The sequence below is a fragment of the Paenibacillus auburnensis genome (assembly GCF_927798115.1).
Classification (GTDB): Bacteria; Bacillota; Bacilli; order Paenibacillales; family Paenibacillaceae; genus Paenibacillus_AQ; species Paenibacillus_AQ auburnensis.
Map to the genome: position 1 here is coordinate 20,587 of NZ_CAKMMG010000012.1, position 13,918 is coordinate 34,504.

Annotated in this window: 9 protein-coding genes; all 9 read right to left on the reverse strand. The window is 48.5% G+C overall.

Annotated features, from left to right (window positions below; translation table 11 throughout):
• Window positions 1-110: 110 nt before the first annotated feature.
• A complete protein-coding gene (locus L6H70_RS25755) occupies window positions 111-2,576 on the reverse strand; it encodes a serine hydrolase domain-containing protein (RefSeq protein ID WP_236337052.1) in 2,466 nt (821 codons plus the stop codon).
• 115 nt (window positions 2,577-2,691) lie between these two features.
• The gene (locus L6H70_RS25760; RefSeq protein WP_236337053.1) at window positions 2,692-3,588 is read right to left on the reverse strand and encodes an SDR family oxidoreductase; all 897 of its coding nucleotides are present in this window, start codon (window positions 3,586-3,588) and stop codon (window positions 2,692-2,694) included.
• 202 nt (window positions 3,589-3,790) lie between these two features.
• The gene (locus tag L6H70_RS25765) at window positions 3,791-5,026 is read right to left on the reverse strand and encodes a GGDEF domain-containing protein (protein ID WP_236337054.1); all 1,236 of its coding nucleotides are present in this window, start codon (window positions 5,024-5,026) and stop codon (window positions 3,791-3,793) included.
• A 70-nt stretch (window positions 5,027-5,096) separates the two neighbouring features.
• Window positions 5,097-6,797, reverse strand: coding sequence for a hypothetical protein (locus L6H70_RS25770; protein WP_236337056.1), 1,701 nt, complete (start codon window positions 6,795-6,797; stop codon window positions 5,097-5,099).
• A 125-nt stretch (window positions 6,798-6,922) separates the two neighbouring features.
• On the reverse strand, window positions 6,923-8,233 hold the full coding sequence (locus L6H70_RS25775; protein ID WP_236337058.1) for an McrC family protein: 1,311 nt from the start codon (window positions 8,231-8,233) through the stop codon (window positions 6,923-6,925).
• Entirely contained in the window at window positions 8,230-10,176 is a 1,947-nt protein-coding gene (locus tag L6H70_RS25780) for an AAA family ATPase (protein WP_236337059.1), read from the reverse strand. Before L6H70_RS25780 ends, L6H70_RS25775 begins: the two co-directional genes overlap by 4 nt.
• A 220-nt stretch (window positions 10,177-10,396) precedes the next feature.
• Window positions 10,397-10,738 carry a zinc ribbon domain-containing protein YjdM gene (locus L6H70_RS25785; RefSeq protein WP_236337060.1) on the reverse strand — a complete coding sequence of 114 codons (342 nt, stop codon included), beginning with the start codon at window positions 10,736-10,738 and terminating at the stop codon, window positions 10,397-10,399.
• 127 nt (window positions 10,739-10,865) lie between these two features.
• A complete protein-coding gene (locus L6H70_RS25790; protein WP_236337061.1) occupies window positions 10,866-12,011 on the reverse strand; it encodes a response regulator in 1,146 nt (381 codons plus the stop codon).
• The gene (locus tag L6H70_RS25795; protein ID WP_236337062.1) at window positions 12,008-13,813 is read right to left on the reverse strand and encodes a sensor histidine kinase; all 1,806 of its coding nucleotides are present in this window, start codon (window positions 13,811-13,813) and stop codon (window positions 12,008-12,010) included. The genes L6H70_RS25790 and L6H70_RS25795 overlap by 4 nt, the downstream gene beginning before the upstream one ends.
• Window positions 13,814-13,918: the final 105 nt, after the last annotated feature.

Sequence of the window (13,918 nt, forward strand, 5' to 3'; positions counted from 1 at the left end):
GATTTATATTACCATTCTACTAATTGACGTGGCTCAGCACCGCGTTAACCACCTTCAGTTCTAATACTTTAATTTCCTTTGATAGTTATACATATCCTTAGTTATTAATTTTACGAACCTTTGTCGTGCATGAATACGCCGGTTGTGCTGTACTCCGGAATATTCAGAGACACATTGATCCGGAACGCCACATCGATCTCCTCTTCCCGGAAGCCGATTGTATAAGTAACAACGTAAGGAGTCTCAATGTACAACAGAGTGAGCTGAAGAGTATGCTGATCCTGCCAGGCCGCTGAAGTAACTACCTCTTGCCGGTGCAGTGACAGATCCTTGTAGAAAACATTATGCGCATGCAGCATTTCTGTAAGACTGAACGGCAGTACGTTATCCCGCTCATCCCCATAGCTCAGCTGAACCTTCAGCCGCTTTTCCTCTATTTCCAATACGATCTCCCTCAGCCCATGAGGATTGTCATCCAGGCGGTAAGCTTTGCGGCCACAATAAAGAGCTGGGCTTGGAACGGGCTGAACCGGTGGAAACGGATAAGTCCAAGCCGCTAATTTGCCTTGTAGTTCAAGCGTATCTGCATGGTTATAAGCTTCATTACGGTCTAACCGTTCAATAATATATTCATAGATGAGATCGAGCAGTGTCTGCAGCTGCTGCATGCTCCCGAACGCGGCCGTTGCTGCAATGACGATGTTCTCCCGGGGAGCAACCAGGCACAGCTGGCCAAAAGAACCGTCCCCTCTATAGCAGCCCCTGCGGCACAGATGAAACTGATATCCGTATCCCTGGGCGGAATCGGTTCGGTCTTTCGGGGCAGACAGCCGGTTATCGCTCTGTTCAGAGGTAGCTAAGGCGAGATAATGCTCAGAGACAATTCTTTTTCCGGCGTACTCTCCTTTATTCAGCAGCATCTGGCCGAACTTGGCGATACTCTCGGTAGACAAGCTCAGGCCCATCCCCCCGGCCCTAATCCCCAGCGGACAGGTTTCCCACACAGGTCTTGGAATTTCCAAAGGCTCAAACAAGCGCGGCTGCAAAAAATCAACCAGACTCTGGCCGGAAACCTGCTCTATTATCGCCGACAGCATATAAGTACAGTGGGTGCTGTATACATAATGGCTTCCCGGCTCATGCGGAACCTCCTGCGCCAAAAAAGCCCGCACCCAGTCTGCTTCCTGCGCCACAGCGCCGTAAATATTATCGTGATGGCCGGCGTTCATCGACAGGAGATGGTGTACTGTCATCCGGGCCAAATTTGGAGAAATGTTCTCTGGAAGTTTCGCCGGAAAGAAGGATATGACAGTGTCCGCAAGCGTCAAAAGCCCTTCGTCTATGGCAATACCAGCCGCGATAGAGGTGACGCTTTTGCTTAAGGAATATAGCAGCTGCGGCGGATCCAGACGATAAGGAGCCCGGGCAAATGCTGCCGTAACTGCCCCGTCCTGCAGCAGCATGAAAGTGTTAACGGCGAGCGCCGACTGTTCGATTTGTGAGAAGAAGTCAAGCAGTGTACGGGAAGATAGACCGTGAGCTTCGGGTAATCCTTTTAACAACTGCTGGTTGTGCATCCGGAGCTTACTGACTGCAGAATCCCACAGCTCAACTTTTCGTTCTCCGGGTAACCGGTATGTATCATACTTCAAGGCATAGGGATTAATTTCTACGGTTTTTCCTCCCTCTGCTTCCCTCTGTGCAAAGTAAGTGAGCGTATCCACAGGATTGGACGCGGAATCTTTCAGTAACAGGGTGCGCAGCCGGTTCAGCAAAGTGTGCTCATCTGCCACCTGCAATTTTAAAGCTCCTCCTGTTTCCCTGACTTGCGACTCATAATCACCATAATGGTCAACAATCTCCCAGTCCGGCCATTCCGTTTGGATACGAGTTTGAGCTGCCGCAAAATCTTTGGCGTGCCAGATCTTTATCCTTTTTTGTGTAACGTCAATATGAAAGCCTGCAGCCGGGAAATCTCCCGCCCATTCGCTCAGCGCTAAACTTCTGTAACCATATGACTTATTTATGCGGTTAATGAACGCTGGACCATTGAGCAGATAGGAGGCGAGCTCTCCGGCCAAAGGGAACAACAGCAGGTCTTCACCGGCAAATTTCACACTTGCAACCAGGTCAACCCATTCTCTTGGTGATGCGGGGGCCATAGTCATATCACTGGTATATGCTTCACGTTCCGCTAATAGTGTCTCTTGGGAATAGCCTACATAGGATGCAAGATCAAGTATGCCTTCATAGGCCCAGGTGATCTCCCACCCCTGCCAGATACTCCCCATAAGGCTTAAAAAAAGGTTGCGCAGCGGGATATCCAGGAGAATATCTTCGCCGCCGTAAAATAACAGCTTCCTCTTCTCCCAATCTATTAGTGCGCCGCCTTCCGCCCACGCCTCATCCAGCCATCCCGGTCCGGATTCCTCCACCCGGGTCTGCCTTTCTATGAACGCCAGAGCATACTCCGGGCCCCAAAACAAATCACCCGGCAAAGTATTCGCACACCAGTGACTATAATACAACTCATAAGCCTGTTCTCTGACTATAATCAGATTCGCTCTTTGTCCCATGCCAGACTTCCCCTCCCGCTAAGCAAACAGCGCGTACCGGTTAGGAACCGGCACGCGCCAACTGAATTGCTGGTTATATTTAGTTTATCATTCCGTTGGAATTCCAGCTATTCCCTTAAGGTGTCGGCATGCCGCCGTTCGCATTCAGCGTTTCGCCGCTGATATAGCTGGATTCCTGGCTGGCCAGGAACACGTAGGCCGGGGCCATTTCGGCCGGCTGGCCGGGACGGCTGAGCGGCGTTTTGGCGCCGAAGTCCTTCAGTGCCTCTACCGGCTGGCCGCCGCTCACCTGCAGCGGAGTCCATACTGGCCCGGGAGCCACCACATTAACGCGGATGCCCTTTTCGGCCACCTGCTGGGCGAGCGATTTACTGAAGGTGTTAATCGCTGCCTTTGTCGTTGCATAATCCAGCAGGATCGGTGCAGGCGTATAGGCCTGGATGGAAGATGTATTGATAATGGCGCTGCCCGGCTTCATATGCTTAATCGCCGCCTTGCAGAGCCAGAACAGCGAGTATACATTGGTCTTGAAGGTGGCATCGAATTGCTCTGTCGTCAGATCAGCAATATCCGGCACAAATTGCTGCATGCCCGCGATATTCGCCAGAATATCGATCCCGCCAAGCTGCTCCACAGCGGCAGCAATCAGCTGCTCACAGTACTGCTCATCCTTGAGATCACCCGGCATCGCAACTGCCTTACGTCCGGCGTCCTCCACAAGCTTCACTACTTCCCTTGCGTCGGCTTCTTCCTCTGGCATATACGCCAGCAATACATCCGCCCCTTCACGGGCAAAAGCTATCGCCACCGCGCGGCCAATCCCGCTGTCTGCTCCAGTGACAACCGCTTTGCGTCCGGTAAGCCGCCCGCTGCCGTGATAAGTCTCCGCACCGTCATCCGGCTTCGGGTGCATCGCAGTTTCCAGCCCCGGGGCTGGCTGCTGCTGCTGGTATTCCGGTGTTGCTTTGGGATATTGAGTCGCAGGGTCCTTAACCGTATATTGATCGCTCATTGTACATTCCTCCTCTGTGAATTTCCACCTTGGTAATGACATGGGACAAATACCTTTAGAAACGCCTTGACTCTCTTTATGTAACCATAATCCCGGTTGCTAAACAGCAAACAGGCCGCCCTTCATGAAAGGACGGCCCGGTTATTCTTAAACAGTTCCAGCTTATGTATGTTCTGTTTCCTTAGTGGTGATATGTATACAATTACTTGCTGACGCAGTTTCTGCCCTTCTTCTTCGCCCGGTACAATGCGGTATCCGCCGCTTTCATGACAGTATCCGGTGTTTTGCTCTTCTCATTCTTTTGGGCAATCCCAATGCTTATTGTGATATAGATTTGTTTGCCTGCTCCACTGCTGCGTGATTTTGATTTGCCTTTTCGCTTGCCCTTTCCCCTGCTCTGCCCCCGCACAGTGAACCCGCGCTTCGCTACCTTCTCTCTTAACTCTTCCAGATGCGGCAGAGCATCCTGGATGCTTTTGCCCGGGAACAGAATGGTGAATTCCTCCCCGCCGTAGCGGAAAGCTCTGCCGCCCCCGGTGACATCCTTAACGATTGAGGCCACCAGCTTCAGCACCTCATCTCCGGTATCGTGGCCATAGGTGTCATTGAATTTTTTGAAATGGTCGATGTCCAGCATGGCAATCGCATAGTTCATGCCCAGCTTCAGCATATCCTGTTTCAGCGCCCGCCTCGAAGGCAGGCCGGTAAGCTCATCTGAGAAAGCCATCGCATATGAATCTTGAATAATGGAGGTGATCAGAATGATACCCGACATTATCCACAACAAAGCGTAAGCGACTGGATCATGATCCAGCTGCAGCACATAGATTATTCCCAGCAGCACCGCCATAAAAGCAACATCCTGTGAAGACCTGTAAGCCATTTGCCGGATCAGCAGCCGGATAAATGTGATTACGAAGATCATCAGGGACAGCTGGGACAGAGGGGTCAGCCCCTGCAAGTTCACAGGCAACAGCTCCATCTGCAGCCGCTCCAGCAGCACCTTTTGCTCCGGAAGCATCACCCAGACGGCAGCCGCCGCCTCCGCTGCAATCCATCCCAGCCGGATCAATCCCCATAAGCTGAATATTCCCCGTTCCTTGAAGAAGGAAAAGATCAGAATGTTCACCGGCAGCAGCACGCACAGGATCGCGTACAGATCAGGCAATGTCATTGCTGCGCCCGTCCCCGGAAGCTCCGGTAAATATTGCAGCGATGCAGCAGCCAGCGTAAAAATAACCATCTGGAAAAACTCCCGGCTGCGGTTAAATTTCCAGGCGAGGATGCCTCCCGTCAGAAAGACGGCGTAGGGTGCGAGCATCACCAAATCCAGCTGCGGACCGGATAATTCCTGCACATTCTTATAAGCCATATAAGCCAATACCATTAACAATAAGGGCAGTACGATCATGGAAGCTGCTTTGATTAACTTGTTCAATGTGGTTTGAATCCTCCGTGTCGGTGTTTCTACTATATCCTTATCGGTAATTTAAGTGCACTGGCTTAGCCTATTTCTTCACAGGAATCGAATAAAACATCCGGCTTCCATTGCTGTTGGTGTACCAGACAACCTTGCCGCCGCTGACAACCGGATTACATTCAGACAGTGCAAAATATTTAATACTCTGAATATCACCGGCCGCTTTGCCGTTCCCATCGATATACACATATTTCACATCACCGGGATGATTTTCTTTATCGAACTCCTGCCACAGCACCATCATTTGATCATCAGATATCCGGACCAGCTTCGGGATGGACGCAATCCGGGCGGTACCCACATATTTAGCCAGTGTAATCGTATGAACGGAGGCGCTGCTTAAGCTGGTCTTTGGCAACACCGTCAGAATGATATCCCGCTGGTCACTTTCCAGCCCCACCATCTCATATGAGGTATACTCACTGACCAAAGAATGGTCAATCGAATTCATAGCGACAATATAGCTGCTAGAGGACATTTCAACCCCGCCAATGGAGACACCGGTCGTATTCGCTCCGATTTTACCCGGGATATTAAATAAATCGACCTCACTGTAACTCTTTCCGTCTCCTTTATGAAGGACAATCGAACGGGGATAAGCATCCCCATGATCCACAAGCACCTGTTCACCGCCGTCAAACAACACGTATTGATCAAAAGAGTGGCTCACATGATTTTTCTGGAAGCGTCCCAGATCATTGGTTACGGTCATGCTTGAGGTATTCACGATAATTGTAAGCTGGGATTGATGATTTAGCTTGTCCTCTGTGGTGTATCTTGTACGCGAGGTATGGAATACCAGAGTATCCCCTGACTCAGCCATTCTCCCGGAACCAGCATCAAAAGGACCTACTGTATAGCTCTGTCCGCCTGTAATAGAGACACTGCTGATTCTGTTGAAGCTTTTATCGTATTTGACAATGCGGATCACTTCCTTGCTGTCGTTCTCTTCACGGTTCTCTTGTCCAAACGCAATATAGTTATACTGCTCACCGCTATAAAAGCCGCCAAACAGCGGAAGCTCATAAGCAATCTTTTGCGTTGCAGTAAGTTCATAGTTTGCCTTGTAGGTGTCAATCGTGATCTCTTTATCCGCCTCTACGACGCTTACTGTCCCGTCTGAATTGTTAACAAGATAGGATGACACCGTACTTTTCCATCTTGGAAAATCAGAGGACTCCGCATTATCCACCGCTTTACCGGATGCAAGGGTACGATAGGCATTTTCCGGTGTTCTGGAGAACATCACCAGCCGGTTCAGCTGACTGTCATATTCCAGCCCGAAAGGAATTTTGCCGGCCAGATCTCTTAATTGAAAGTAATTGTTCCCTTCAATATTGTAGGCCTTAATAGACTGCAGCACCCCGTCGATCATCACCTTGGAGGTGGACAGCGTGGCAGCATAAGTTCTGCTCCGGCTGTAATACATACTGTCTTCCGTCCCTTGAGGCGTATAGGCTCGTCCAGTTACAATTTCGATTGCCTTATTCTCCTGATTCCAGGTGATATCGAATTGACTCGGAGTTCCGGAGAAATTCCGGGCCAGATCACGCAGATTGAAATAATTGCTGCCCGCGATATTGAAGCCGTTAGAGCTCTTTTCTTCCCCGTTAAAATAGGTACTGCTCCCGGTCACCGTAGCCTTCACCGTATTGCCCGCAAAGGTTGTGGTGCCAAATGCCGGTGTTACCATTAACAAAACAAGCAACAGCCCAAAAATCCTTTTCATTTGTTGGTTCCCCCATTAAATGCGTTATGTATAGCGAAATTAACGTGCGCCTGTTACTACTTATCGGCAATTGTGCTTTGCTGGTTGAATAATAAACGTCCGCCTCCAGGTAGAAGAGGAGCCGTTCAGGAGCTTGCAAGCAGTAACTCAATCAAACCTCTCAACTCCGCCACACCACCACATTCCATACTCAAATCCACAAAAAACACCTGAACCGTGACCCCGTCATTGCTTCTATACACTATCGGATCTTTCGTTTCCGCCATAGCCGTCGTCCAGGGATATATGAGAATCACAGTCTCAGCATTGTATTTCTTGTGGTAGGCGTAAGCCTGATACATGTCGGATTGCGAGATTCCATGATCTCCATCCGGCAACAGCATTTTCCACTTGGTATCCAGAATAACCGTACGCCCTTCACTGATAACTACGATATCCGGCTTCAGCAGGAAGCGCCGCTCAGGCTCATCGTAGAGGTGATGCAGCCGGTGCTGTGTCATCAGCGTGTACTTGGAAGGAGACAGCAGCTTCTTCAGTTGTGCGGCAATATAGCTTTCGAATACTTTTTCCATGGGAAACAACAAGGCGTATGCTACTCCTCCTCCAATAAACGGAGTAAAGCTGTTTCGGTTCAGAAAGACTCTGCACCACTTCAGAATTGTTGTGTATTGTCTCATATTCCGGTCGTCAGTGATTTTGGCAAAGTCTTGAGTGTAATCTGTAGAGAACTCTACAGACTCAAATGCAGCTAATAAGGTATACAGATCCTTCTGCAGTTTTCTGCCGGAGCAGACCTTTTGTAACAATCCGATCGTTGATTTTATCAACCTGTTCTCGGGACGATCCAAACTGAATACATCGTATTCGATATAAAACCGCTCTTTATGCACCGCATTTAAGCGGATATGCTTCGAGAACTGAAGTTTGCCTTTATAAAAATACTCGTTGTCCTCATGTCCGATATACGCGGATTTCAATCCTCTTTTAACCAGAGTGTAGACCTCCTCTATAAACATCCGGATGAAAATATCCAGAATGCTGTATCTCTCCTGATTCAGACTGGAGACACTAAAATGCTTATAGGGCATCTGCGTGAGTGACTTTAACATTTGCAGGAATATCTGCTTGGTCTCCCACTCTGAGCTTTCTTCATCCCGCGAATATAATTTTGGTAAAATCTCAATCTGCACTCCGCTGCTCATCGTAATGACACCCACATAGTTACGTGCGCTGATTACTTTGCCGATTCCGCGTCTGCTCGTTACCACCATTAGCTCTAATGGATTCGTCCCCGGCTCCCTGCGGTTGGACAGCACAAACTGCTCCAGGCAGTCAAAGACAGGTTCAGGCATATAATGAAGGTTCGGGAGCTTCACATCCGGATTCTTGGTGAACGAGTCATATTCTTTAATGGTATATTTCTTCCGGTTTATCATAGGGAGCTGCGACTGTATATTTTGCGGTAGGCTTGGGCGTTTTCGAACGCTTCTTCATTAAGCACATAGATTGCTTCGTCATCAAACTCAAAAGCGTTCATATTCCCAAACAGCTCCGTCATGTCCGTTTTTTTGACCAGAATAAACTGTTCGCTCTCAGGTTTGTTATTGTCACCAAGTACGAGCCGGATCTTGTCATAGTCTTCATAAAAGTACTCCTGCAGCAGCGGGATAATCGTATTGCGGAAAATGTGAGCCAGATCATCCAGGGCAGAGTGATTATTTAATGACATAAAGTATGCATGCCCGATCATATGCTCCCTGTCATATAGTACCTCGATACGACGATTCATCATTTCCAGCATGGCGGACAACTCAATGACCTCACTGCCAACCCGTATACTATCAAGCACTTCCGGACGCGGCATCATTTCCGCAAAATGAAAACGGCGGCGCAGCGCAGTGTCCAGCCTGGCAATCGAACGGTCAGCAGTGTTCATTGTGGCTAGCAGATAGACATTGCCCGGAACGCCGAACACTTCTTGTGAGTAAGGCAGCCTCAATCTGATTTCTTCTGCTTGTCCAATACGTTTGGACGGCTCAATCAGCGTAATTAACTCCCCGAGAATTTTCGAGATATTCCCGCGGTTGATTTCATCGATAATAAATACGTAATTGTTAGCATTCTCCTGAATAGCTGTACTATGAACATTGCTATTCGCTTTTAGCATGACCAGCACATCCGCAAGCGTGATTCTGTTCAGCCTATATACTGAGCCCAATGTCATGACCTTATTTCCATTGAGCGCATAAATATCCTCCCGGATATCTTTGGCAAGCCATTTTACATCGCGGGAACGTTTGTAATCCTCCATTTGATTGAGCCATTCATATTCACCTGTAACGACACCGATAGCATCAATAGTTTTTTCGTCGTGGAGAATCAGAACAATATCACCGATCACCATCTCACTCATGAACCGGGACAGGATCGTCGCTCCGCCATATTCTCTGAAGTCCGTCTCATCTGTAATCCGTTCTCCGTAAGAGTCCCACCCGATCCGGATTCTATCATTATCAAAGCAATCCTGTTTCACATCACTTTGGCCCGAACCGCCGAGTGAGACCTTCCATATGACTGGTTCTTTACGAATTCCGTACGAATTGCTGTCCTGAATAACTGGAGTCTGGGCTTTTTCACAGAATTGTTTAAATACTCCCGGTTTTATCTCGTACGCAACATTATCGCCAATCTGGCCTGTCTCGTCACCCTGCAGAATCTTCGGCTTAATCCCTTCAATAAAATCCTCATAGCCATAGGACTGATGGAATGTTGTGAACTCAATAAGCCCTTTTTCTTTGTAAGAACGATAGCGTTCCTGGATTACTTCATAACCTTTGGTTCTTACTTCATACATAATGTTATGTAAGGGCTTGTTCTCAATAATTGCGACTGCATATGTGACCGTATTGTAGGTTTTGCCTGTGCCTGGAGGGCCATATAAAATGATATTTTTATCAAGGAGTGCAGTAGGTAGACCAGCAGCTGCTGTAAATACTATAGGCGTGAACGTTATCGAATAGTTCAAAGGATTTCCATCGGCATCACCAACCGGTTCATTCCCCTTTTCCTGTTCACGCAAGAAATCCTCATAGTACTCAAGAGCATATTGAAAAGCCTTGTTGCCTGCCTTAACATTAATTTCCTCAAAGTTCTCCGCCCTTTCCATGATCTGTCTCATTTCATGAAATTGGTCAGCTGAGGTAATCCCGTAAACATCTGTATTCTCCAGTTCAATTCCTGAGAGTCTGGCTGGTGCGGTCGATAATGATGAGGCGTAAGAATTTACTGTATTTTCGGAATATAGTTCTCCGTTCGATTTTCTTTTCTGCTTTAACCAGTGGATATATTGTTGCTTGTTAAGCTTGGATAAATCACTCATTAGGTTTGCTCCTATACAATAAGATAGAGTCGTTTTGTTCTTCCAGATATCAGAATGAAAGTCCACTTTGAAGACCATTATAGTATATAATTTTGGATCAAAATACCATTGTTTCATATTATTAATTCACTTGAGATGTCTCGCGCGGGCTCAGTTTCCTTTATCTCAAACAAAAAAAGCCGCGGTACCTATCCGCAGCTTTCCTTCAATAAATCCCGTTCTATGCTTTTCTCACAAACTCCGATTTCAGCTTCATTGCGCCAAAGCCGTCAATTTTGCAGTCGATGTCATGATCGCCTTCAACCAGCCTTATGTTCTTCACCTTTGTGCCGATCTTCAGCACCGAGGAGCTTCCCTTGACCTTCAGGTCTTTGATTACAGTTACGGAATCCCCGTCGTTCAGGACATTGCCGTTGGCATCCTTAACGACCTTAAGTTCTTCGCTGTTTCCATTCTCTGCACCGGCAGTCCACTCATGCCCGCATTCCGGACAAACCAGCTGTGCTCCGTCCTCATAAGTGTACACTGAGCTGCATTGCGGACAATTCGGCAATTCATTCATTTTTACATTTCTCCATTCGTACTTAGGGTTCCTTGTTGCGGTCACGGCAACCCTCTTATTCTAGCACATCTGTAAAAGCTGAATATATGAATATTTGAAACATTGAGTATACCTGACCGGATCCTTGTTAATCTCCCGCCGCATCCAGCCCCGTCAAAAGCTCTGCATACAAGGATTTGACTTCAAGCGAGGGGCTTATGCCGATCTCCGCACGCAGGGTCTCCGCAAATTGCGAATACTGCCGGGTTAGGGCCTCTTTGTTTTTCAACTGGGCGGAAGCCGTCAGCAGCAGCATTAGTGATTCCTCATCCAGCTCATTGCGGGAGAGCAGCTTCATCAAAAGCCGGGTGGCGGCACCGGCCTCTCCCCTGTCCAGCAGAGCGGCACATAGACGCCGGGTAAAGCGGGTGTACATCTGTGACATCCGCTCAATCTCATTCCAGGCCCAGGCAAACACCTGATCACCAAATAAATCACCCATGAACAGCTGTTCCAGCTCTATTGCAGCCTCAATATTCGTGTCATTGATTACACCCATTCTCCGGCAGCCTTCCTCAAAGGCCAGCACATCTACCCGGACCCCGTTAAGATTCAGCCCATAATGCTGGTTATCAGAATGCAGACTCTTTTTTAAGCCATAGGTGTCCAGCAGCTTCCGCAACTGATAGATTGTTGTGTTGAGATAGATCTCAGCATTTTTTTGCGGCAGCCCTTCAAAGATATCCTCGATCAGCCTGCTTCTGGAGACAAGTCTGCCTTTATGGATCAGCAGGTAGGCAAAAACCTCTGCGCTTTTTTTGGATTTCCATTTCGTCTTAATCCCCTGTGTGCTGTGAATTTCAATCCCGCCGAGGCAGCTGACCAGCACTTCAGGATTCTGCTTCTCCGGAGTCCCTTCTGCCGCACGCTCCAGACGGATTTGTGCAACCGCCCGTTGTACGGTATGGGCAAGCCTCTCCTGCACTACCGGTTTGACGATATAGTCAAAGGCATATACTTCAAAAGCAGGCAGCGCATATTCCTTATGGGACGTAATGAAGACTAGCTTCGTACCTTTGCCGCTCTCCCGCAGCCGCTGTGCAAATTCCAGCCCGTTCTCGCGGGGCATGCTGATATCGACGAAGATCAGATCCACCTCATGATGGGTCACATGCGTATAGGCGGTAGCTGTATCTGAAAATATCCCGGCGATTTCAACCTCTGCCATTTTGGCAAGCATCCGCTTCAGGATTAAGTGCATGGCCTTCTCATCATCAATAATGATCACTTTCATACCGTCCTGCCGCCTTCCGTCCTGCTGCCTGATACAAGCGCGGGAACCGGCGGGAGCGGAAGGGAGAAATAGAAGGTGCTCCCCTCCGAAGGTATGCTGTCAAACCAGATTTCGCCCCCGTTCAGGCGGACAAATTCCCTGCATAGCGATAACCCCAGGCCAATCCCGCGCTCTCCCTCCGTTCCCAGTAAAGAAACCGGGTACCCGTCCTGCAGCAGTGTATCGGCTTGTTCCCGGGCGATTCCTTCCCCCGTATCCTTTACAGAGACTACTATCATCGTATCCTTCCGCTCTGCCTTCAAAGAGATGCTTCCTCCAACCGTTGTAAATTTAATGGCATTCGTCAAAAGATTGCGGATAATCAGATCAAGCATCTCTTTATCAGCATACACATAGGTCCCTTCCGGAATCTCGGAAATCAGACGGATCTGTTTACTACCGCTGCGGACGGATAACAGCCGTAAATTCCATTCCACCGATAGAGCTAAATCCCTTTCAAGCGGTTGAAGCAGCAGCCCTCCGGTCTGGGTATGGAAAAATTCCAGCAGGCTTTCTACCAGGGCGAACGTATTGCGGATCTGCTGCCCCATCTCATCGACAACCTCCGTCCGGCTCTCCCCGTGCTCCTGCATTTCTTCCTCCAGCAGCTCCATCAGGTTGACGAGCACCGCTATCGGATCACGGATGTCATGGGCAACCACACTGAACATTCTGTCTTTGAACGTGTTCAGTTCACTAAGCTGTCTGGCATTATCAAGCAGTCTTTCCTCTGTGCGCACACTGTCTGTTACATCGCTTAAGAGCAGCATTTTACCGACAGGCTTATGGCTGTTATTCCGAATATAAGACAGCTTGACATGATAGAATTTGTCTCCGGAGCGGTTTGAGAGGTGTAGCTTGCTTATAGTGGAAGGCTCTTGCCTCATTAGCTCCAATAAAAGAGGAGAGCCGGTGAATAGCTCGGAGGCCGTTTTGCCGATACTCCTGCTGTTTAATCCGTCAATGACCTCTCCCGCCGAGCGGTTGAAGCTTGTAAGCATATGATCAAGGTCAAAGACAATGACGGCTTCCTGCATGGAGCTGAATACCTGCTGAAGCGCCAGGGGGGCGAGCCGCAGCATATTAAACTGATAAATTCCCCAGATATAAAAAATCCCCGAAATTAAAAAACCGAACGGCGAAATATCAACCGGCATATAGACCAGCCCGCTCAGATATACGAGGGTGAAGCCGTAGGGCCCCCAGGATCCGATGATCATCAGCGCGACCGGTATCCTCATCCGGGGAGGGGACTTGATAAACATTTGCACCAAAAATACCATTCCAATTACAAAGAAGCTATAGGAATAGAACACATGCAGCGCATACAACGGGCCTTTCACGAGCGTAACCAGCGGGAAGCCTTCCGTGTAATTCAGGGTCATGCTCTTATAGAACAAGTGATGCCACTCATTCGTGTTGTGGGCGATAAAGGTAATTACCGGGACAATCATCAGCAGCACAACATTCCTTCTGGTTACCCAGGCCTGCCTACCCGTATATTGAAGCACCATAATAAACCACAGCACTGTCCCGAAAGGAATTCCGATATATTCAATCCGCAGCCAAAAACGGATATGCTCCAAAGTGGTGCTGAGAATCTCAAAAGCATAACCAAAGCTGTAAAAGGACCCGGTCAGCATGCCAAGGCCGTAGCTGATCGCGATCGGCAGGCTTCTTCTCTTCCAGCATAGATAAGCCAAAACCAGTGAACAGCAGGTCGCTGTCATCAGCAGTGCAAACAAATACAAATTATAGCTCATCCAGGGCTGACCTCTTTCAGGAATAAATCGGGAATCTATGCCTCCTATGTTAACAGATCGGCCTACGGTAGAGTAACTAAAAATTAAAATTTTTCGACAAAAAAA